This is a genomic window from Streptomyces sp. NPDC059850 (assembly GCF_042731515.1).
Taxonomy (GTDB): domain Bacteria; phylum Actinomycetota; class Actinomycetes; order Streptomycetales; family Streptomycetaceae; genus Streptomyces.
Map to the genome: position 1 here is coordinate 1 of NZ_JBHWJI010000098.1, position 20775 is coordinate 20775.

General features: G+C 73.2%; 15 protein-coding genes. 4 read left to right on the forward strand and 11 right to left on the reverse strand.

Translation table 11 applies throughout. From position 1 onward, the window contains the following. Positions 1–636: 636 nt before the first annotated feature. The 8 genes from ACFV9T_RS41010 to ACFV9T_RS41045 form a co-directional block, all read right to left on the reverse strand. On the reverse strand, positions 637–1557 hold the full coding sequence (locus tag ACFV9T_RS41010; protein ID WP_385448545.1) for a cation diffusion facilitator family transporter: 921 nt from the start codon (positions 1555–1557) through the stop codon (positions 637–639). Between the two features lie 96 nt (positions 1558–1653). Beyond that, positions 1654–2883 carry a mannose-6-phosphate isomerase, class I gene (gene manA, locus ACFV9T_RS41015; RefSeq protein WP_385448548.1) on the reverse strand — a complete coding sequence of 410 codons (1230 nt, stop codon included), beginning with the start codon at positions 2881–2883 and terminating at the stop codon, positions 1654–1656. A gap of 66 nt (positions 2884–2949) precedes the next feature. Beyond that, on the reverse strand, positions 2950–4272 hold the full coding sequence (locus ACFV9T_RS41020) for an SIS domain-containing protein (RefSeq protein WP_385448551.1): 1323 nt from the start codon (positions 4270–4272) through the stop codon (positions 2950–2952). A 114-nt stretch (positions 4273–4386) separates the two neighbouring features. Next, positions 4387–4572 (reverse strand): Trm112 family protein, encoded by a 186-nt coding sequence (locus ACFV9T_RS41025; protein WP_385448554.1) that lies wholly within the window; start codon positions 4570–4572, stop codon positions 4387–4389. 608 nt (positions 4573–5180) lie between these two features. Beyond that, on the reverse strand, positions 5181–6545 hold the full coding sequence (locus tag ACFV9T_RS41030) for a phosphomannomutase/phosphoglucomutase (protein ID WP_385448557.1): 1365 nt from the start codon (positions 6543–6545) through the stop codon (positions 5181–5183). A gap of 95 nt (positions 6546–6640) precedes the next feature. Then, positions 6641–7960, reverse strand: a complete 1320-nt coding sequence (locus ACFV9T_RS41035; RefSeq protein ID WP_385448560.1) for an IS200/IS605 family accessory protein TnpB-related protein — start codon at positions 7958–7960, stop codon at positions 6641–6643. Positions 7961–8172: 212 nt separating this feature from the next. After that, a complete protein-coding gene (locus ACFV9T_RS41040) occupies positions 8173–9789 on the reverse strand; it encodes an L-lactate permease (RefSeq protein WP_385448563.1) in 1617 nt (538 codons plus the stop codon). A 171-nt stretch (positions 9790–9960) separates the two neighbouring features. Beyond that, positions 9961–10404 carry a DUF3499 domain-containing protein gene (locus tag ACFV9T_RS41045; protein ID WP_385448566.1) on the reverse strand — a complete coding sequence of 148 codons (444 nt, stop codon included), beginning with the start codon at positions 10402–10404 and terminating at the stop codon, positions 9961–9963. 341 nt (positions 10405–10745) lie between these two features. On the opposite strand from ACFV9T_RS41045, the gene ACFV9T_RS41050 reads away from it, so the two are divergent. Further along, on the forward strand, positions 10746–11186 hold the full coding sequence (locus ACFV9T_RS41050) for a metallopeptidase family protein (RefSeq protein WP_385448584.1): 441 nt from the start codon (positions 10746–10748) through the stop codon (positions 11184–11186). Between the two features lie 46 nt (positions 11187–11232). Here the strand turns inward: ACFV9T_RS41050 and ACFV9T_RS41055 are convergent, their stop codons facing one another. The 3 genes from ACFV9T_RS41055 to ACFV9T_RS41065 all read right to left on the reverse strand — a co-directional run bounded on the left by ACFV9T_RS41055 (position 11233) and on the right by ACFV9T_RS41065 (position 17099). Then, the gene (locus ACFV9T_RS41055) at positions 11233–12756 is read right to left on the reverse strand and encodes a DUF5719 family protein (RefSeq protein ID WP_385448569.1); all 1524 of its coding nucleotides are present in this window, start codon (positions 12754–12756) and stop codon (positions 11233–11235) included. Beyond that, positions 12753–16649 (reverse strand): glycosyltransferase, encoded by a 3897-nt coding sequence (locus ACFV9T_RS41060; protein ID WP_385448572.1) that lies wholly within the window; start codon positions 16647–16649, stop codon positions 12753–12755. Before ACFV9T_RS41060 ends, ACFV9T_RS41055 begins: the two co-directional genes overlap by 4 nt. 186 nt (positions 16650–16835) lie before the next feature. After that, on the reverse strand, positions 16836–17099 hold the full coding sequence (locus ACFV9T_RS41065) for a WhiB family transcriptional regulator (RefSeq protein WP_004952403.1): 264 nt from the start codon (positions 17097–17099) through the stop codon (positions 16836–16838). Positions 17100–17718: 619 nt separating this feature from the next. On the opposite strand from ACFV9T_RS41065, the gene ACFV9T_RS41070 reads away from it, so the two are divergent. Genes ACFV9T_RS41070 through ACFV9T_RS41080 form a run of 3 tightly spaced genes read left to right on the forward strand, consistent with a single transcriptional unit; the run spans position 17719 to position 20599 of the window. Continuing rightward, positions 17719–18231, forward strand: a complete 513-nt coding sequence (locus ACFV9T_RS41070; protein ID WP_385448575.1) for a cysteine dioxygenase — start codon at positions 17719–17721, stop codon at positions 18229–18231. A gap of 50 nt (positions 18232–18281) precedes the next feature. Then, positions 18282–19244: a 2-phospho-L-lactate transferase gene (cofD, locus tag ACFV9T_RS41075; protein WP_385448578.1), complete on the forward strand. Its 963-nt coding sequence runs from the start codon at positions 18282–18284 to the stop codon at positions 19242–19244. Then, positions 19241–20599: a coenzyme F420-0:L-glutamate ligase gene (locus tag ACFV9T_RS41080; RefSeq protein WP_385448581.1), complete on the forward strand. Its 1359-nt coding sequence runs from the start codon at positions 19241–19243 to the stop codon at positions 20597–20599. Before cofD ends, ACFV9T_RS41080 begins: the two co-directional genes overlap by 4 nt. Positions 20600–20775: the final 176 nt, after the last annotated feature.

The window sequence follows — 20775 nt, forward strand, 5'->3', positions numbered from 1 at the left end:
CCCCTGGACCCCGGGCGGTGGCGCCGCATCCCGGGCCCCGTCTCGGTGCAGTGAGGCTCCCGGCACCAAGCTGCCGCTTCTGAACCCCGGCCCCAGGGAGCCGCGCAGCCTCGGCGCGGATGCGCCCCTGGCTCCGAGCGGTGGGGCGGGCGCCGTGCAGCCTCGGCGCGGATGCGCCCCTGGCTCCGAGCGGTGGGGCGGGCGCCGTGCAGCGGGGCTCCTCACACCGAGCAGCTGCGTTTCTGGGCCCCGGCCCCGGGCCTCGCATCGCACCGCCAGGGTTGGCGCAACGTCCCAGGGCCGATTCGACGCGGCCGGGTCCCCCACACCACGCTGCGCTTCTGGACCCCGTCCCTGGGCGTCGCGCGGTGCCCCGACTGGGCTGCGTCGCTGGGGCCATCGTGAGGCTCGCTCTCGGGCCTGTGCGGGGTTGCGTCCCCGCGCCCCTGGTCCTGGGGCGCTGTGCAGGGGCGGGGCAGCAGGGGTTCGGCGCGGCGCTCTTCCTCGCCACCTGCCCGGCCGGGGGGGCTACGCCCAGGGCCCCACCCGGCGGCGCAGGGGGGCGCTGCTCGCCCGTGCCCGGTGGCGGCGGGTGGAAGTGCGATCGCCCCGGCCGGGGGCCGGGGCGATCGGGGGTTAGGGGGTGGGGGTTCGGAGGATGTCTGGTTCCAGGTAGATCGCTCGGGCGATCGGGACCGCCTCGCGGATTCGGGCTTCCGCTTCGTCGATCGCGCGGGCCACGTCGGCCGCGCTGTCGTCGTGCTGGACCGCGATCTTGGCGGCCACCAGGAGTTCCTCGGGGCCCAGGTGGAGGGTGCGCATGTGGATCAGGCCGGTGACGGTCTGGCCGTCGACGACCGCTTCGCGGATCTTGGCGACCTGGTCGACGTCGGCCGCCTCGCCCAGCAGGAGGGACTTCGTCTCGGCCGCGAGGACCAGGGCGATCAGGACCAGCAGGGCGCCGATGCACATGGTGCCGATGCCGTCCCAGATGCCGTCGCCGGTCAGGATGGCGAGGCCGACGCCGCCGAGGGCGAGGACGAGGCCGACCAGGGCGCCGAGGTCCTCCAGGAGGACGACGGGCAGTTCGGGGGCCTTGGCGCGGCGGATGAACTGGGTCCAGGACAGCTTGCCGCGGACCTCGTTGGACTCCTTGATGGCCGTACGGAACGAGAAGCTCTCCGCGATGATCGCGAAGACGAGCACGCCGACCGGCCAGTACCAGTGGTCCAGCTCATGCGGGTGCTTGATCTTCTCGTAGCCCTCGTACAGCGCGAAGATGCCGCCGATGGTGAACAGCACGATGGAGACGAGGAAACCGTAGATGTACCGCTCGCGGCCGTAGCCGAAGGGGTGCTCGGGGGTCGCCGCGCGCTTGGCCTGTTTGCCGCCGAGGAGCAGTAGTCCCTGGTTGCCCGAGTCGGCCAGCGAGTGCACGCCTTCGGCGAGCATCGACGACGAGCCGCTGAAGGCGAACGCCACGAACTTGGCTGCGGCGATGGCCAGGTTGGCGCCCAGTGCGGCAACAATCGCCTTGGTTCCGCCGGATGCACTCATATGTGCTGAATGTCCCTTCCTGCTCATGGCAGTTTTGCTTGAGCTTTACTGCCGCTACGGCGGGCCATTGTTCCAGCCCTCCGCAGGAGCCTGACGTCAGGCGGTCAGTGTGGCCCTGAACACAGTGCCGTCGCCGGTCGCGGTGACCGTTTCGCCCGCCCTGACGAAGGCCGATTCGCCCCGGGAGAGATGGAGTTCATCGTCACCGCGCAGCGAAACCACGCCCGCGACGCACAGCAGGATCTGCGGGCCGGAGGAGGGGAGGGTGCGCGGGGCGGCGCCTTCCGCCAGGACGTACCGGGAGAGCCGGAACTCGTCGATGGGGGTGGCGTACAGCTCCTCGCCGGAGGGGTCCTCCTCGGGGCGCAGGACGGCCGGGGCGTCGCTCTCGAAGCGGACGATGCGGAGGAGTTCGGGGACGTCGACGTGCTTGGGGGTCAGACCGCAGCGCAGCACGTTGTCGGAGTTGGCCATGATCTCGACGCCGAGTCCGTCGAGGTAGGCGTGCGGGACGCCCGCGCCCAGGTACAGCGCCTCACCGGGCTGCAGCGTCACGAAGTTGAGCAGCATCGCGGCGATCACGCCGGGGTCGCCCGGGTAGTGCCGGGCGATGGTGGCGTACGCCGCGTACGCCGGGGCGTGCGGGCCGTCGAGCGCGCCCAGGCGTTCGGCGGCGGCCGCGGCCTGGTGCACGGTCTCGGCGATCGCCTCGCGGTCAGCGGTCAGCACCGCCGTCAGCACCTCGCGCAGGGCGTGCGACTCGGGGTGGGCGTGCAGGATGTCGACGTACGGCTTGAGCGAGTCGACCTCAAGTGCGGCCAGCAGCGCGGCGGCCTCGTCGGGGGCGCGGAAGCCGCACAGCCCGTTGAACGGCGTGAGGGCGCAGATCAGCTCGGGCTTGTGGTTGGCGTCCTTGTAGTTGCGGTGCGGGGCGTCCACCGGGACGCCCCGGGCCTCCTCGTCCGCGAAGCCCTCCTTCGCCTGTGCGAGGTCCGGATGGACCTGGAGGGAGAGCGGCGAGGCGGCGGCGAGCACCTTGAGGAGGAACGGCAGCCGGGGCCCGAAGGTCCGTACGGCGTCGGCGCCCAGCTCGCGCTCCGGATCGGCCGCGATGACGTCGGAGAGGGCGACGGAGCCCTCGGTGGAGCCCTCGGCGGGGCCCTCGGTGGAGCCCGCGCGCCGGTCGAGGCGGGACGGCGCCCCGGGGTGCGCGCCCATCCACATCTCGGCCTGCGGCTCGCCCGTCGGCTCGACGCCCAGCAGGTCGGGGATGGCGGTGAGGGAGCCCCAGGCGTAGGGGCGCACGGTGTTGTCGAGGCGGTCCATGCGGTGCGGTTCCTGACTGTCCGGGCGGGCGGAGGGCCGTGGGCGTTCATGGCCTTGCGTACGGCCTCAAGTTCTATCCGCCGAAGCAAGCGCGAGGTAAACGGCGGCGAAATCCGTGATGGCGAGAAGCTCGGCCGCGCGCTCCAGCGGACTTCCTTCGTCCGGTTCCAGCTCGCTGAAGGCCGTTTCGTGCGCCAGCGCGAGTTCGCGGGCGGACGGCACGGCCGAGACGGGGCCCACCGGCTCGTCGTGCAGCAGCACGATCCGGGCCCGCAGCGCTTCCGGTTCGTCCACCCGGTCGCGGAAGAAGTCGTCGGGGTCGGCGCCGCCCGCGAAGGCCCCCGACAGCAGCGTGCCGTGCGCGGCCAGCGCGCCGGGAAGTTCGGCGGCGAGCGCGGGGCGCCCGGCGAGCGTCGCGAGCAGGCCCGCGAAGCGCCGTCCGGCCGCGGCGGCCACCGGGCCCTCGGTCCACAGCAGCGGCAGCGACCCGGCCAGCTCGGCCGCGAGCGTCTTCGCGGGGTTGGTGTACGTGGCGATGGCCGGTCCGCAGCGCTCGGCGACCCGGTCCAGCCGGTCCGCCACCTGCTGCAGCGCGGCGGGCGGCGCGGTGATCAGGCCGATCCGGTCGACGAGCATGAGCAGCGGCGTGAGCAGCGCCCACAGCGTGCCGGGCAGGGCGGGGCCGGTGACCTCGTCCGGGGCGGTGCCGGGGGGCTCTATGTGGGGCGGGGTGGTGTGGTGCGGGTGCGCGCTGAAGGGGGCTGGTCCGCCCAGGGCGCCTTCGGGGGGTGGGGATTGGGGGGCTGCCGCTTCGGGCTGGGTTTCGGGGTGGTGTTGGGGGGCTTCGGGGCGGTCTTGGGGGTGGGCGGCCTCGGCGGGCGCGTACGGGTCGTACGCGGACGTGGCCAGCGGCACGATGAGGCCGCGTGCCTGCGCCACCGCGCCCGCCAGCGGCGCGTGTCCCGGCGCCACCGCGACGAGCGCGCAGCCCCGGCGGTACGCCTGCTCCACGAGGCGCGGCAGCCCCGGCTCCGTACCGTCCGGTGTCGCGATGACCAGCAGGTCGGCCGGGCCCACCCAGCCGGGGAGCGCCCAGCGCAGGGCGCCGGGGGCGGGGGCTACGCCGGTGGGGGCGATCAGGCTGACCGGGATGTTGCCGCCGCTGAGCGCGCCGAGGAGGTCGGCGGTGCAGCTTCCGGCCGCCCCCGGGCCCGCGACCAGGACCGCGCGGGGGCGGCCGTCCGGCTTGAGGTCCGCTACGCCCGCCTCGGCGGCGTGCCGGGCTGCCGTACGGACTCTGGCGCCGGATTCGGCGGCCGCGCGCAGCAGTCCGCGGGTGTCGGCCCGGGCCAGGGCCTCTGGGGCGTCGAGGAGGGATTCGTCGAGCATGGAGCTACGGCCTCCGATCGCCGTGGGCGGGTGGGGCGGGGTGCGGCGTTCCGTCGTACGGCGTTCCGTGGTGCGGCGTTGCGCCGTGCGCCGGGCGCCGGGCGTCCTGCGCCGTCAGGCTGGGCGGCGCGCCTCGTCTACGAGCAGGACCGGGATGCCGTCGCGGACGGGGTACGCGAGGCCGCAGCCCTTGGCGTCCGTGCACACCAGCTCGGGGGTCTCCTCGGCCTCTTCCTCGCGGAGCGGGGCGTGGCACGCCGGGCAGGCGAGGATCTCCAGAAGACCGGCTTCGAGCGGCATGGGGTGTCCCTTCGGATGTGGTCCAGTCGGACGGGGGTCCGGCGTGGTCAGGGTACCGCCGGGGGTGGGGGCGGCGCGGCCGGTGGCCCGGGCCTGGGCCCGGCCGCAGGCCTCGTTTCCCCACCCCGCCCCTTCCCGCAGTACCGATGTGCGGCTCCGCCGCGTGGCGGGCTCCGCCCCGGGCCCCGCTGGGGGCTGCGCCCCCGGACCCCCGCTGCGGGGCTCCGCCCCTGCACCCCGCTCCTCAAACGCCGGAGGGGCTGAGGGTGGGGCATCACCGCCCCGGACCCGCTCCTCAAACGCCGGAGGGGCTGGGATGTGCCGACCGGGGCCGGGGCGGGGTGTCGCCGCCCCGGAACCCGCACCACACACGCCGGAAGGGCTGATGTGCCGAGCGGGGCCGGGGCGGGGTGTCGCCGTCTGGGGATCCGCACCGCGAGGGTCGGAGAGGGTGGGGCGGTTGCGGCCGGGCGGTGGGGGGCTGGACGGGATGGGGGGGGACAACTCCGCCCCCGCACCCCGCACCGCAAGCGCCGGGAAGGCGGGGAGCGGGGCAGGGGCGTCGCGGTCCCCGGGGATTGGTGGGCCGGGGCCGCGTGGGGTGGGGGCTAGGCGCGGACCTGGGTCAGGACCTCGTCTCGGATGTGGTCCGCCGTTTCGCGGGTGCGGGCTTCTACGTTCAGGCGGAGGAGGGGTTCGGTGTTGGAGGGGCGGAGGTTGAACCACCAGTCGGCGCTGGTGACCGTCAGGCCGTCCAGCTCGTCCAGTTCGATGCCCTCGTCCTTGCGGCCCTCGTAGGCGGCCTTGACGGCCTCCATGCGGCCGGTCTGGTCGGCGACCGTGCTGTTGATCTCGCCGGAGGCGGCGTAGCGGTCGTACTGCTCGACGAGCTGCGACAGGGGCTCCTGTCCGCCGCCGAGGGCGGCCAGGACGTGGAGGGCGGCGAGCATGCCGGTGTCGGCGTTCCAGAAGTCGCGGAAGTAGTAGTGCGCGGAGTGCTCGCCGCCGAAGATGGCGCCGGTGCGGGCCATCTCGGCCTTGATGAAGGAGTGGCCGACGCGGGTGCGGATGGGGGTGCCGCCGTTCTCCTTGACGACCTCGGGGACGGACCAGGAGGTGATGCAGTTGTGGATGACCGTCCCGCCCGGGTGCTTGGCCAGTTCGCGGGCGGCGACCAGGGCGGTGATCGCGGAGGGGGCCACCGGTTCGCCGCGCTCGTCGACGACGAAGCAGCGGTCGGCGTCACCGTCGAAGGCGATGCCGAGGTCGGCGCCGGTCTCGCGGACGCGGGCCTGGAGGTCGACGATGTTCTTAGGGTCGAGCGGGTTGGCCTCGTGGTTCGGGAAGGTGCCGTCCAGCTCGAAGAAGAGGGCGTCCAGCTCCAGGGGGAGGCCCTCGAACACGGTGGGGACGGTGTGGCCGCCCATGCCGTTGCCCGCGTCCACGACGACCTTCAGCGGCCGGATGGCGGTGAGGTCCACGAGGGAGCGCAGGTGGGCGGCGTAGTCCGCGAGGACGTCCTGCTGGGTGAGGGTGCCTGGGTCAGCGGCGGGCTCCGGGGCGCCGGTCTCGGCCCAGCCCTCCACCAGGGCGCGGATGTCAGCGAGGCCGGTGTCCTGGCCGACGGGCGCGGCACCGGCCCGGCACATCTTGATGCCGTTGTACTGGGCGGGGTTGTGGCTGGCCGTGAACATCGCGCCGGGCAGGTCGAGATGGCCGCTGGCGAAGTAGAGCTGGTCGGTCGAGCAGAGGCCGATCTCGGTCACGTCCACCCCGAGGGAGGCGGCCCCGCGGGCGAAGGCGCGCGAGAGACCCGGCGAGGAGGGGCGCATGTCATGGCCGACGACGATGGCGCCCGCGTCGGTCACCCGCGCGAAGGCGGCGCCGAACAGCTCGGCGAGCGGTTCGTCCCACTGGTCCGGGACCACACCGCGGACGTCGTACGCCTTCACGATCTGTGACAAGTCGGGCACAGCCAACCCCTTCTCAAGGTCCTTGGAGGTTTCCACGGACGGCGTCCACGGATCTCAAAACCTACCGTTCCTAGATACTGAGCGGGGAGCGAGTCCTAGTGCCAGAACTCGTGCTCAGCCGGGTGCCCCGAACGGTTGTGGGCTCCCCCAGCTACCGCTGGGAGGTGCCCCCTCTGGTCGCCCGCGTTCGCTCCGCATCCGGCGCCGACGGATCGTGCCCGTGGTCCGGGAACGCGGGGGCGGGTTTCCTCACACACCGGACATCCGATGCGGCCTGGACGGTCCGATACCCCGCACCATCTTCCCCAAGCTCTCGGCTTCGCTCGAGCAGGGGAGACCCCATTGGTGATGCGGGGGCGGTGCCGTCCGTCGCCGGATCGGGTGCCCCAGGGGTTGGCGGTGGGCATGCCGGAGATCAGCTGGCGGAACCGCTTCCGCCGTCCGTACCTCTCCCGGGTCTTCTCCGCCTGGAAATCCAGGTCCTCGATCGCGATGGCCACCCCGTGGCGTTCGGCCCAGCGCAGGAGACGGATGAAGGCGTGCCGCACCTGCGCGTCCCGGTGCGGCGCGCTGCCGGACAGGTCGTAGTCGAACCTGCGCGGTTCACCGACCGGGTTTCCATGGGCATCCAGACGCCACGCCGCCAGGTGATCGGCGTTGGTGTCCACACCGATCAGCCCTCCGGACCGGACCGCTTCCAGAGGCATCGTCCTGACCGGCGGGATCTGCCAGGAGGCCGTCAAGTACCAGCGGCCACGCGCCACGTCGTAGTGGATGCGGTAGGCCACGGCGCGGTCGGCAGCGATACGGTCCGCCCACTGCCCGCCCCGGTGCCGGAAGCCGACTCGGCACGCCAGCGCATACCGGCCGTGGGACGCGTTCGCCAGCCCGGCCAGCCGTGCCGGAAGCTTGATACTCACCTCACCGTCCGAGATGACCCGGATCGTCTCGTTCCCGTACCGCTTCCCCGACTCGCCATCGGCCTGGAGGAACCAGCGCTCAGCCTCCCACCGCACCCGCCACTCCGACTCAGTCAGCCGGGCGGCTTGCAAGTTGTGCCGGTTACGCAGCAGCCTCCTGCCGCCCCGCACCACCCGCACCCGTCCGGCTTCAAGGGACTGGACGTACGCGAGCTGACCACTCCGGGCCAGCGCCCACTGATCATGCGTGGCCTTGGTGATACTGCCCGCCCACCGCGACGAACACTCCCCGGTCAAAGCCCGCTTGCGCCACGCCCACCGGTCACTGTCGTGATCCAGCCCGGCCGCACAGCGGGCCTTCAAGCCCCGGGAGGCCAGGGAGCCCAACAGGTCACCGACCACGCGCAGGACTTGCCCGTCCTGATCGGTCAGGCCCTTGAGGCCAGCGCGGATGGCCACTCCGGCCGGGCCGGGCGCCATGAACGGAACCGCCACCTCGCGCACCCTGCCCACATCCGCCCCCTCGGCGGCTCGAAAATTTCCCGTCACCGCACCCAACGAGCACCACCTCGAAGAGGTCACGCTTACGACGCGAGAACCCCTGTTCCTTTCCGCCCTTCGAGGCTCGTTGCTCCCAAGTACTTTCAATGATCAGCAGCTCCCAAGCCCTCGGACCTGGGCGGCAACTGTGAGGCTCACCTACCGGCCTACGGCAGCATCCAGCCGAGGAGGAACGACGACTGCGCGACGACGATCAGGCACATCAACAGCAGCAGCCCCAGACTCCACGGCAGCACCTTCCGCAACAGGTCCCCCTCACGCCCCTGGAGGCCCACCGCGGCGCACGCGATGGTGAGGTTCTGCGGGGAGATCATCTTGCCGAGGACGCCGCCCGAGCTGTTGGCGGCGGCGAGCAGGTCCGGGGAGAGCCCGGACTCGCGGGCGGCGGTGACCTGGAGGGCGCCGAAGAGGGCGTTGGCCGAGGTGTCCGAGCCGGAGACGGCGACGCCGAACCAGCCGAGCACCGGGGAGAGGAAGGCGAGTCCGGCCCCGGCGGCGGCGACGAAGTGGCCGATGGTGGCGGCCTGTCCGGAGAGGTTCATGACGTACGCGAGGGCGAGCACCGAGGTGACCGTCAGGATCGCGTGCCGCAGCTCCCGCACGGTGGCCGCCCACTCCCCCAGGGCCTCGCGCACGGCGACCCCCAGGACGGCCGCGGTGGCGATGCCCGCGAGCAGGACGAGGGTGCCGCCGGTCGCTGCCAGGGGCAGCGCGAAGAGATTGCCGCCGACCGGCTTGCCGTCGGGCGCGGCGACGTCCAGGAACGGCCAGTCGATGGTGCGGGTCGCCTTGGCCAACAGGTCCTTGACCGGGCCGATCTGGGCGATGGAGAAGATCGCGACGATGAGCGCGTACGGGGCGTAGGCGCGCAGCACCTCGGGGCGCGGGTCCTCGTGGTCCAGGTCGTCGCTGCGTACGCCGGTGAGGACGGCGGCGCGCACCGGCTCCTCGGCGGGCCGCCGCGCGGACGGTACGGCGACGAGCGCGGCGGCGCCGACGAGCGCGGCGGCGATGTCGGCGAGCTGGACGGAGAGGTAGTTGGAGACGGCGAACTGGGCGACGGCGAAGGCGGTTCCACAGGCGAGCGCCGGGGCCCAGGTCTCGCGCAGCCCGCGCCGCCCGTCGACCAGCGTGACCAGCAGCAGCGGGACGACGAGCGCGAGCAGCGGGGTCTGCCGTCCGACGACGGAGGCGACGGAGTCCAGCGGCAGCCCGGTGACCTGAGCGAGCGTCACCACCGGGGTGGCCATGGCACCGAACGCGACGGGCGCGGTGTTGGCGACGAGCGCGACGACGGCGGCGCGCACCGGTTCGAAGCCGAGGGCCACCAGCATGACCGCGCAAATGGCCACCGGGGCGCCGAATCCGGCGAGCGCCTCCAGCAACGCGCCGAAGCAGAAGGCGATAACGAGGGCCTGGACACGCGGATCGTCGGAGAGCCGCCCGAAGGAGCGGCGCAGGACGTCGAAATGGTTCGTACGGACCGTCATCCGGTACACCCACAGGGCGTTGACGACGATCCACAGGATGGGGAAGAGACCGAAGAGCACGCCCTGCGCGCCGCTGGAGAGGGTCTGGCCGAGCGGCATCCCGTACGGGAGCCAGGCGACGAGGACGGCGACGGCGAGGCCGATGGGCCCCGCGTAGTGGGCGCGCATCCGCACGCCGCCGAGCAGGACGAGGACGGTGAGGAGGGGGAGGGTGGCGACAAGGGCGGAGAGGGACAGCGAATCGGCGACGGGCTCCAGCTGCTGCACGAACACACGGGCCTCCTGGGGATCCTGGAAGTCCACATCCGTGATGCGGAAATGGAGGACTCGGGGTTCAGGAATGGTCGTGTCCGCGACGAGTTCGCGTCAATGCCCTGGACGTCAATGTCCTAGACGTCAATGCTCTGGAGTGAAGTGATCGGCTGGTGCCGGAAGTTGTACGGGTCAGGACTCCGGCGAGCGCAGGACGCGCAGATGCCCGCGCCGGGCGACTTCCCGGGGATCGGCCTCGCGGCCGCTCTGTCCGCCCCCGGCTCCGGAACCGGACGCTCCGGCCGCGCGCTCCTGCGGGCGGGCCGCCTCGCGCACGGCGTTGGCGAGGGCTTCGAGGTCATCACTGCTCGGCCGGGGCGGACCGGTGTCGACGGCCAGCCGGACGACCTCCCAGCCGCGCGGGGCGGTCAGCCGCTCCGAATGCTCCGAGCACAGGTCATAGCAGTGGGGCTCGGCATAGGTGGCCAGCGGTCCGAGAACCGCGGTCGAGTCCGCGTAGACGTACGTCAGCGTCGCGACGGCGGGGCGGCCGCAGGCGGTGCGCGAACAGCGACGTACAGGGCTCACGACGTTGGACGGTACCGCACTCTTGAGCGGGCCGCGACGACTCTCCACCAGCTCACTCCGCCGTGTCGTCCCGGTTCGCCCCGTGCACCCGATACGTGCACTTCCCTGTTGACCAGCGCGGACATCGGGACGACCGAGAGTCGCCGAGGACGATTCCGGTCACCAGTCGAACCGAGAGGGGTCATCCTGAGGTACGGAAGCAAGTCAAGAGACGTCCGTTTATGGACGCAAGCATGGCCGGAATGTTCATTAAGTGACATTGGACATGGCTGTCCAGTAAGCGCGTGCCGGAGGCGGGGCGGCGGCTACCCTCGTGAGTGATGACCAGGCCCGTACCCTCCGACCAGCCCGAGCCGCGTCCCCGGCGCCGCGACCGGCACGGCCGGGGTATGCGCGGTCCGATCGCGCCGCCCCAGGTACCGCTGTCGGTCAGCCGCGCGGAGTCCTTCGTCGATCTTGTGCAGGACTCGGCGGAGCGGCTGGAGAGACGGTGGCCCCAGCTGTCGGGAGTCGACTTCACGGTGCTGGAGGTGCCGGTCACCGGGGCCGGGGGGTCCGACGGACCGTCCGGGCACGGCTTCGACGGACATCCGGCGCACGGCCCCGGCTTCACCGACGGGTGGGACGGCGAGTCCGTACCGCTCGGGCGCTTCATCGCGGCGCGCGGCGACGCTCCGGACCGGATCGTGATCTACCGGCGCCCGGTGGAGATCCGTACGAAGAACCGCGATGAGCGCGCCCTGCTGGTCCACGAGGTCGTGGTCGAGCAGGTGGCGGAGCTGCTGGGCCTCGAGCCGGAGTCGGTGGACCCGCGCTACGGGCAGGACTAGGGAGCCGGGGGCGCTCGCCTGCTCACCCCGGCCCCCGCCGGGATCCCTAGCGGTTCAGTACGGACAGGTCCTGCGTCGCCTGCGGGACCTCCACCGTCCCCCGGTCGTCCGGGAGGGACTGGATCGTGAAGGCCGGTACGTCGCCCTGCGGCAGCGACAGCATGCGCGAGGCGTGCACCGGGCCGCCCGAGAGCCGTTCCACGGTCACCGCGTACTGGCCCTTGGCACCGGACGGCTTCGGCGGGGCGACCGTCTTCGTCGTACCGCCCTTGATCTCGTACGTCTGGCTGGCCGAGGTGCCGCCCCCGGTGCCCGCCGAGGCGGTGACGCGGACCTTCGCGCTGGAGCCCGGGGCGACCAGGGACAGGATGGAGCCCTTGACGCGGTTGTCGGCGGCGGTGGCGGAGCGCTCGATGGCGCTGGTGGCGGGGATGAACGCCGTCTCCTGGTCGCTCCCCTTGCCGCGCGTCACCTGAAGCCCGGCGACCACCGGGGTGGCCGGGCCCTCGCCGCCCTCGGGGGTGAGCAGGAGCGAGCCCGGTTCGCCCTTGGTGACGTCGCCGAGGTCGACCGCCGACGTCATCCCGCTCTTGACGTGCAGGGACTCATGCCCGGCTGGGGTGATCGAGCTGGTGGGCCCGGCGAGCCGCACCTTGAGGTCCGCGTCGTTGGCGCCGGGCGCGAAGACCACCAGGCGCGCCGAGGTGGCGTCGGCCGGTATGCCGGGGAGCGCGACGCTCGTGGCGGGCACGGCGGAGGCCGGGATCCAGTCGCCGCCGCGCTTCTCGTCGGCGGCCTGGACGGCGGCGCCGATCCGTCCGCTGCGGGCCGTCACATGGAGGGAGACATCGGCGGCCCGCTGATCGGTGAGGGTGGAGAGCAGCACCGGCATGGTGGACCGGCCCGGGACCGTGATCGACTCGTCGCTCGTGGGCTTGAGCTTGCCGTTCGAGCCGTACATCGTCAGGTCCACCTCGGCCGCCCGGTCGTCCGGGTTGGTCAGGTGGACGAAGTCCTGCCGGTCCTTGGCGGTGGACGCGCCCTGGAACCAGAAGTCGGTGTCCGGGGCGGTGCACGCGGTGCCCATGAGGCCGCGCCCGCTGCCCGCGTCGATCGACGTGGTCTGCTGGACGGTCCAGCCGGGCGCGAGGGGGCCGTCGGCGGTGCCGATGAGCGCCGGGGCGCCCGAGCTGTCGGTGTCGGTGGTGACCGGCGCGCCGGGGCGCTTGAGCGGCAGGACGGGGTCGTTGTCGCCCTTGCCGCCCTGGGGGTCGTTCTCCTCGGACACGTCGTCAGGGCTGCTTGTCGCGGGCAGCAGTCCGGCCTTGCCGCTGCCGCCGTCCGCGCCGCCGCCGCTGCGCTTGGGGGTGAACGCGGTGTACGTCGTACTGCTGACGTCGGAGGAGCTGGGCTCCGGGCACAGCAGCGTGGAGCGCTGGACGGGCAGCCTGCTGGCGGCCTTGGCCGCCGTGCCCGCGTCGTCCGACGGGCCGCCGGTGAGGGACGCCAGGCCGGTGACGGCGGCCAGCGCCGTGGCCGCGCCGATCAGGGACAGGGTGGTGCGGTTCATCGCTGCTGATCGCTCCCGTCGCGGCGGCCCTCGGGGTCGGCGCCGCCGTACGTCGTGTCGCCCTGGGCGGGGTACGTGCCGTCGGGGTAGGGCTGCTGCTGGTCGTAGCCGTACGGATCGGCGTACTGACCGGCGGCGTACGGGTCGGCGGCGTACGCGTCGGGGTACGGGCCGCCCGCGTACGGGTCCGCCGGGTACGGGTCCGCCGGGTACGGGGCGTCCTGGTACTGGCCCTGCGGGTACTGGCCCTGCGGGTACGGATAGCCGCCGGGGTACTGGTCGGCCGGGTACTGCTGCTGCCCGTACGCGGCGTCGGCGTACGGCTGCCGCGCGTCCCACTGGCCCCCGTACGGCTGCTGCTGCGGCTGCTGCGGCTGCTGGTCCGGCTGCTGGTCCGGCTGTGGCGGTACGAACGGCTCCGGTACGAACACCGGCGGCTCGGCGGGCGGTGCGGGCGGCGGGGGCGGCGGCACATCCGCCGTCGCGCCACCATCTGCAGGAGCGTCCTGCGGCGCGTCCCCGGTCTGCGCCTGTGCGGCCTCCGCCGCGGCGCGCAGCCGCCGCGCCCGGCGCCCGTCGCCCGCCAGGTCCTCGGCGGTGATGGCGGTGGCGGCCGCCGCGGCCTCCGCCTCCGGCAGGTCGTCGTCCACGTCACGGCGGCGGCCCGGCAGCGCGAGCACCAGCAGGACGACCGCGAGCAGCCCCTGCGCCCAGATCCACGCGGTGTGGGTGATGGGGGTGTCGTAGGTGAGGTCGAGCCGACCGCCGCCCGCCGGGAGTTCGAAGCCCTGCGCCCAGCCGTCGATCGTCTTCGCCGTCAGCGGCTTGCCGTCGAGCGTGGCCGTCCAGTCGGGGGTGGCCCGGTCGGCGAGCCGCAGCACGCGCCCGTCCGCGCCGTCCGGGATGGTGGTGTGCGCCTCGACGGGACCGGACGCCACCGGCACCGGCGCGGCCGACGAACCCGCCGCGCCGCTCCCCTGGGAACCGGGCGGGACGATGGAGACCCGCGAGGCCCGCTGGTCGAGCCGCCACAGGGTGCCCGCGTCGTCCCTGCTGAGCTGGGTGAGGCCGGGCGTCGCGTTGAGCACGCGCGTCATGTCGCGCGAGGCGCCCTGCTGTGCGTACACATAGCGCACCGCGTAGGCGCCCAGCCGGGTCGTCTGGTCGGCGCCGGAGCCCGCGACCAGATGGGCCACGACGTCGTCGAGGCGGGTGTCGGCGCCGCCCGCCGCGGCGAGTTCACCATCGCCGAGCCGGGCGCCGGAGCCGCGCACCAGGGCGTAGTCGGTGCGGGCGTCGCCGCCGGTGAGCACCAGGGTGCGCGACTGGTCGGCGTCGGCGCTCTCGGCCGCCACGAACGCCGGAACCTGGGAGGGCTCACGCCGCGACACCGGGCCGTCCGCGCCGCCCACCATCCAGACGACCGCCGCGTACAGCGGGGCGGCCGCCGAGGCGACGGCGATGATCAGCGCGACCGGCTGGCGCCAGCCGAAGCTCTGCGCCGCCACGCGCTCCCGCGCGCCCTCGGCGCCGACCACGGCGGCGGTCAGCAGCGCCAGCCCGTAGACCAGGGTCGCGGGCCCGGCCCAGGCGGAGCCGTTGCTGAGCGCCGCGAAGAGGAATCCGGTGAGGGCCACGGCCCACGCCGTACGGACCGTCAACTGCCGTTCGCCGCGCATCAGGGCGGCCAGCGCGGCCAGCACGAAGCCGATCAGCAGCAGCGTGCCGCCGCCCTTGGGGCCGCCGGGGCTGAGCGCGAGCAGGTCCAGCGCGGACGCGGAGCCGCTGCCGCTGTCGAGCCCGGCCTCCTTCAGGAAGCGGACCGGGTCGGTGAGCAGATCGACCGACCAGGGGGCGAGCACCAGCAGCGGGGTGAGGACGACGGCCAGGAACCGCAGCCCGTACGCCACCAGCGGCTCGCCCTGCCGCTGCCGCAGGATCAGCACACCGGCGGACAGCAGCAGCGCGATCGGCCAGACGACCGGCGTGAAGGCCATGGTGAACGTCAGCAGCAGGGCGTACGCCCACGCCGCGCGCCAGCTCGGCAGCCTGCCCTTCGCGCCGCCCGCCCGGAAGCCGCCCGCGGCGGCCGCCGCCCGCGCCATCAGCGGCAGCAGGACGGCCAGCACGGCGGTGCCGAGCCGCCCGCCCGCGAGGGCGCCGGTCGCGGCCGGGAGGAAGGCGTACGCGACGCTCCCCCACGCGCGCAGCAGCCGGGACTCGACGAGCGGCCGGGAGGCGAAGTACGCGATGAACCCGGCCAGCGGCACCGAGCAGACCAGCAGCAGGGTCAGGGTGAATCCGGTGCTGCCCAGGAAGACCGTGGCGAGCGCCGCGAGCGCGGCGAGATACGGCGGCGCGCTCTGGGTGCCGCCGGTGCCGACCGGATGCCAGCCGTCGATGTAGCTCGCCCACAGGTCGGAGACATGGCCGGGGGCGGGCAGCAGGTCGCCGCCCGCGAGCGCGCCGGTGCCCAGCAGCTCACGGCAGGCGACCAGCGAGACCAGCAGCAGCACGGCGAACAGCATCGGGCCGGGTTTGCGGGCGATCCGCTTGACCCGCGCGAACTGCTCGACCTGGAGGAAGTCGGCGTCGTCGTCGGAAGGGCCGGACTCGACGGCTCCGTGACGGCCGCCCGAGGACAGCTCGGGCTCCGACCGCCCGCCGATGTTGCTGGCGATCTGCTCGGCCGTCGCCCGCACGGTCGCACCGGACGGCGGGAACAGCGGCCGCAGCTCGCTCGGCTCGGTCGCCGGGCGGCCACGCCGCTTGCGCGCGGCGCTGATCCGGCCGGGCCGCAGCAGGATGCCGGACAGGCCCGTGACCTCGTCCAGCGCCTGCCCGGGCACTTTGCCCACCAAATAGGCGAGGGTGCGCAGCAGGGTGCCGAGGACGACCCGCAGCATCACATAGGGCAGCAGCGCGCCCTTCGTGTTGACCAGCAGGGTGTAGACGGCACCGGCCTTGTCGACACGGTGCGGGCTGGCCACGGACCGGCCGACGCAGTCGATGGGGCGCCGCTCCCGCGCGGACGCCTCGGCGTGCCGCAGGGAGGCGTCCGGCGCGATCAGCACACTGTGCCCGGCGGCGTGGGCGCGCCAGCACAGATCGACGTCGTCCCGCATCAGCGGCAGCCGGGGGTCGAAGCCGCCCAGCTGCTCCCATACGTCGCGCCGCACCAGCATGCCCGCGCTGGAGACCGACAGCACCGGCCGCACCTGGTCGTGCTGGCCCTGGTCCTGCTCGCGCCGCTCCAGACCGGTCCAGCGGCGGCCGCTGCGGGCGATGCTGACGCCCACTTCGAGCAGCTGCTTGCGGTCGTACCAGCCGCGCAGCTTGGGGCCGATGATGGCGGCCTCGCGGTTGGCCAGCAGCTCGCCGTCGGCGACCCGCAGCAGCTCGTGGAGCGCGTCCGGCGCGGGCGCGCAGTCGTCGTGCAGCAGCCACAGCCACTGGATGGGCTCGCCGTGCGGCAGCTCCGGCATGTCGTACGCGTCGTCGCGCCAGGTGCGGTTGACGGGGTCCCAGCCGCTGGGGCGCTTGAGGTACGGCAGCTCCTCGGGGCTCAGTACCGGGGCGCCGCGAACGGCCTCGGCGACGGCCGTGCCGAAGCCGCTGCGGCGCGCCAGGTGCAGGACCCGGTCCTCGCCGAGGGCTTCGGTCAGCAGCCGGGCGGATTCGTCGGCGCTGCCGGTGTCGGCGGCGACGACGCTCTGCACGGGACGCTCCTGACCGAGCAGACCGGACAGCGCGTCGGGCAGCCAGCGGGCACCGTCGTGGGAGACGAGCACGGCGGTGACGACATGGCGCGGGAACTCAGGTGCCGGTTGCGCGGCGGCAAATCCGGCGGAGGCGGCCGGGTGAGGGGCCGCCGAGTGGCTGTGCACGGACATCGAGGTACGGGCCCCGGTTCGCTGGACTGCGGTGGACGAGCCCGCCCCAGGGGGACATTGGCGCGCCTCGGACGGGCCCCCACACTAACGGCTGCCTACGACAGGCGGTCCGCCTCCCGTCTGCTGGAAACCGGGGGCGGACCGTGTACGCCGCTGTCTACTCCGCCGTGAGCTGTGCGGATGTGGTCAGACCGCTGCCTTCTTGAGCCTGCGGCGCTCCCGCTCGGAGAGGCCGCCCCAGATGCCGAAGCGTTCGTCGTTGGCGAGTGCGTACTCGAGGCATTCGGAACGGACCTCGCAGGCCAGGCAGACCTTCTTCGCCTCGCGCGTGGATCCGCCCTTTTCCGGGAAGAACGATTCGGGATCGGTCTGGGCGCACAGTGCGCGCTCCTGCCAACCGAGCTCCTCGTCCGCCTCTTCGACCAGCAGTTGCTGGAACAACTCGGTCATGTGCGCCCCTCGTCTGTTTTTGCGTCCCCGGTGCCGTCCCCGTGCCCTGGTGCCGTGGGTCAAACCGGCAGAACGACACGTGTGAAATTACAAGTGCGCCGATCCGGGCCAGTCAAGCCGAGATCTGCTATTGGGCCTCTTATTCACTCTGCGGAACCAAGGCTGCGCGGAAAGTGTTCAAATCGGCCTAAACGCGACACGTTTCCCGTGCATGTCCCCGGCGCCTCCTCTCGCCTCACGATGGAGGACGCCGTGAACGCCGTTCCCGTTGCACACGGGGGCGGATGCTGCGCCACCTCTCCGGCTAACGCGGGGACAAACCTTTCTGCCTCCACATCAACCGGATGAGGTGAACGATTACTCCCGGAGCGGAGATCAAGTTGACAGGAGGGCGAGGACCCGCTGTTCTAGTCCCCATGTCAGTGACCCACGCGCCCCAGTCGACCCGTACCCACGGGTTCCGCTGCGCTGTGCAGGCTCGCTGTCGCTGTTCCAGCTGTTGATGCCCTTCTGAGCTCCAGCTTTCTCGCCTCGCGTCTCTTCCGCGTCTGTCTCCCTGCGTCACCCCGCACAGCTCCGCTTCGCGCCCCGCCGCGGCTCCCGTCGAGGAACCCCCCACATGAACAGCGACGTCCAGATCGCCGGTGACCCGCTCGCCATCCCGCATCTGCTGCCGCCCGTACCCGCGCACCCCACCACCGTCTCCGGCTTCGCCGGGCTGGCCCGCGACATCGCCGCCGACCGCGACAGCTGGGCGCCCCTCGTCCGGTACGACGCCACCACCCGCTGGTACCACCGGGTGCGCACCGGCCCCGGCTATGAGGTCTGGCTCCTCAGCTGGGTGCCCGGCCAGGGCAGCGGAGCCCATGACCACGGGCGCTCGTCCGGCGTACTCACCGTGCTCCAGGGAGAGTTGACGGAGCGCGTGGGCGCGGACGGCGGCGCACGGCATACGCTGCGCGCGGGCGCGCAGCGTGTCTTCGCACCCGGATACGTGCACGACGTCGTCAACGACGCGCTCGAACCCGCCGTCAGCCTGCACATCTACTTCCCCGGCCTCACCGAGATGCCGCCGCACCCCGCCCCGGCCGCCGGTGCGGCAGCCCCCGGTCCCCTCGACGTCCTGCGCTGAGCACGCCCCGCACGGTTCCGATGTCGTAGCCGACTGCAACACTGTCCCCCATGCGCATTGTGGTTCTGGCAGGCGGCATCGGCGGCGCCCGTTTCCTCCGTGGTCTGATGTCGGCGGTTCCCGACGCCGACATCACCGTCATCGGCAACACCGGCGATGACATCCATCTCTTCGGCCTCAAGGTCTGCCCCGACCTCGACACCGTGATGTACACCCTCGGCGGTGGCATCCACGAGGAGCAGGGCTGGGGCCGGGCGGAGGAGACCTTCGCCGTCAAGGAGGAGCTGGCGGCGTACGGCGTGGGGCCCGAGTGGTTCGGCCTCGGCGACCGGGACTTCGCCACGCACATCGTCCGTACGCAGATGATGGGCGCCGGTTACCCGCTCAGCGCCGTCACCGAGGCGCTGTGCGCGCGGTGGCAGCCGGGGGTGCGGCTGCTGCCGATGACGGACGACCGCGTCGAGACGCACGTCCTCATCGATGCCCCTGAGGGTGAGGGCCGCAAGGCCGTCCACTTCCAGGAGTACTGGGTCCGGATGCGCGCCTCCGTGCCCGCCCACGCCGTGGTCCCCGTCGGCGCCGACCAGGCCAAGCCCGCGCCCGGCGTGCTGGAGGCCATCGCCGACTCCGACGTCGTCATCTTCCCGCCGTCCAACCCCGTCGTCAGCGTCGGCACCATCCTGGCCGTCCCCGGAGTGCGCGAGGCCATCGCCGAGGCCGGGGTGCCGGTCGTCGGCCTCTCCCCCATCGTCGGCGACGCGCCGGTGCGCGGCATGGCCGACAAGGTGCTCGCCGCCGTCGGCGTCGAGTCCACCGCCGCGGCCGTCGCCAAGCACTACGGCTCCGGGCTGCTGGACGGCTGGCTCGTGGACACCGTGGACGCCGGGGCGGTCGACGAGGTCGAGGCCGCCGGGATCCGCTGCCGGGCCCTCCCGCTCATGATGACCGACACCGAGGCGACCGCGCGCATGGCCACGGAGGCGCTGGCGCTGGCCGAGGAGGTCCGGGCATGAGCCCGTCGCCCGTGCGGGGCGCCCCCTCGTACCAGGCCCCCTCGTATCAGGTCTGGGCCCTCCCCGGGCTGCCCGAGGTGCAGCCCGGCGACGACCTCGCCAAGCTCATCGCCGACGCCGCGACCGCGGGCTCCCTGCCGGGCCTCGAACACGGTGACGTCCTGCTCGTCACCTCGAAGATCGTCAGCAAGGCGGAGGGGCGCGTCGTCGCGGGCGACGACCGCGAGGCCGCCATAGACGCCGAGACCGTGCGGGTCGTCGCCCGGCGCGGGCGCACCCGGATCGTCGAAACCCGGCAGGGCCTGGTCATGGCCGCGGCCGGAGTCGACGCCTCCAACACCCCTGCCGGGACCATCCTGTTGCTCCCCGAGGATCCCGACGCGTCCGCCCGCGCCATCCGCGCCGGGCTGCGGGACGCGCTCGGTGTGGACGTGGGCGTCATCGTCACCGACACCTTCGGGCGGCCCTGGCGCACCGGGGTCACCGACGTGGCCATCGGCGCGGCCGGGGTGCGCGTCCTGGACGACCTGCGGGGCGGCACCGACGCGCACGGCAACGCGCTGAGCGTCACCGTCGTCGCCACCGCCGATGAGCTGGCCGCCGCCGGGGAGCTGGTCAAGGGCAAGGCGGACGGGCTGCCGGTGGCGGTGCTGCGGGGGCTGCCGCATGTGGTGCCGCTGGATTCTGGTTCGCCCGACGCGGGGGCGCGGCCCTTGGTGCGCGGCGCCGCCGACGACATGTTCCGGCTGGGCACCTCGGAGGCCGTGCGGGAAGCGGTGACCCTGCGCCGCACGGTCCGCGAGTTCACCGACGAGCCGGTGGACGGCGCGGCGGTGCGGCGCGCCGTGGCCGCCGCCGTCACCGCGCCCGCGCCGCACCACACGACGCCGTGGCGGTTCGTGCTGCTGGAGTCGGAGGAGTCGCGGGTGCGGCTGCTCGACGCGATGCGGGACGCGTGGATCGCGGACCTGCGGGGTGACGGCTTCTCGGAGGAGTCCGTCGCCAAGCGGGTGCGGCGGGGTGACGTACTGCGGAAGGCGCCGTATCTGGTGGTCCCCTGCCTGGTCGCGGACGGCGCCCATACGTACCCGGACGCGCGGCGGAACGCGGCGGAGCGGGAGATGTTCGTGGTCGCGGCCGGAGCCGGGGTGCAGAACCTGCTGGTCGCCCTGGCGGGCGAGCGGCTGGGGTCGGCGTGGGTGTCGTCGACGATGTTCTGCCGACCGGTGGTGCGGGAGGTGCTGGACCTGCCGGAGGACTGGGACCCGATGGGCGCGGTGGCGGTGGGCCACGCGGCGGCCGCGCCCGCGGCGCGTCCGGAGCGGGGCGTGGACGGCTTTGTAGCGGTCCGCTAGCACTGCGGGTTGCGAGCGCCAGGGCGCGCGGGGCGGGTGTGCGCGCCGGGTCGGGGGTTGTGCGGGTGTGTTTGCGGGGTGCGGGGGCGGGGCCTCCGGGGCAGGGGCCTGGACGCGTATATTTTTGGCGCCACCGCCGAAGAACGTGGGGTGGGCCGGGAGTAGGCGCCACAAAT

What these genes read in the sequence shown, in the direction of transcription:
- ACFV9T_RS41010 (WP_385448545.1), bottom strand. Translation starts at nt 1,557, where the DNA reads ATGAGTGCATCCGGCGGAACCAAGGCGATTGTTGCCGCACTGGGCGCC.
- manA (WP_385448548.1), bottom strand. Translation starts at nt 2,883, where the DNA reads ATGGACCGCCTCGACAACACCGTGCGCCCCTACGCCTGGGGCTCCCTC.
- ACFV9T_RS41020 (WP_385448551.1), bottom strand. Translation starts at nt 4,272, where the DNA reads ATGCTCGACGAATCCCTCCTCGACGCCCCAGAGGCCCTGGCCCGGGCC.
- ACFV9T_RS41025 (WP_385448554.1), bottom strand. Translation starts at nt 4,572, where the DNA reads ATGCCGCTCGAAGCCGGTCTTCTGGAGATCCTCGCCTGCCCGGCGTGC.
- ACFV9T_RS41050 (WP_385448584.1), top strand. Translation starts at nt 10,746, where the DNA reads ATGCGCGGTCCGATCGCGCCGCCCCAGGTACCGCTGTCGGTCAGCCGC.
- ACFV9T_RS41055 (WP_385448569.1), bottom strand. Translation starts at nt 12,756, where the DNA reads ATGAACCGCACCACCCTGTCCCTGATCGGCGCGGCCACGGCGCTGGCC.
- ACFV9T_RS41060 (WP_385448572.1), bottom strand. Translation starts at nt 16,649, where the DNA reads ATGTCCGTGCACAGCCACTCGGCGGCCCCTCACCCGGCCGCCTCCGCC.
- ACFV9T_RS41065 (WP_004952403.1), bottom strand. Translation starts at nt 17,099, where the DNA reads ATGACCGAGTTGTTCCAGCAACTGCTGGTCGAAGAGGCGGACGAGGAG.
- ACFV9T_RS41070 (WP_385448575.1), top strand. Translation starts at nt 17,719, where the DNA reads ATGAACAGCGACGTCCAGATCGCCGGTGACCCGCTCGCCATCCCGCAT.
- cofD (WP_385448578.1), top strand. Translation starts at nt 18,282, where the DNA reads ATGCGCATTGTGGTTCTGGCAGGCGGCATCGGCGGCGCCCGTTTCCTC.
- ACFV9T_RS41080 (WP_385448581.1), top strand. Translation starts at nt 19,241, where the DNA reads ATGAGCCCGTCGCCCGTGCGGGGCGCCCCCTCGTACCAGGCCCCCTCG.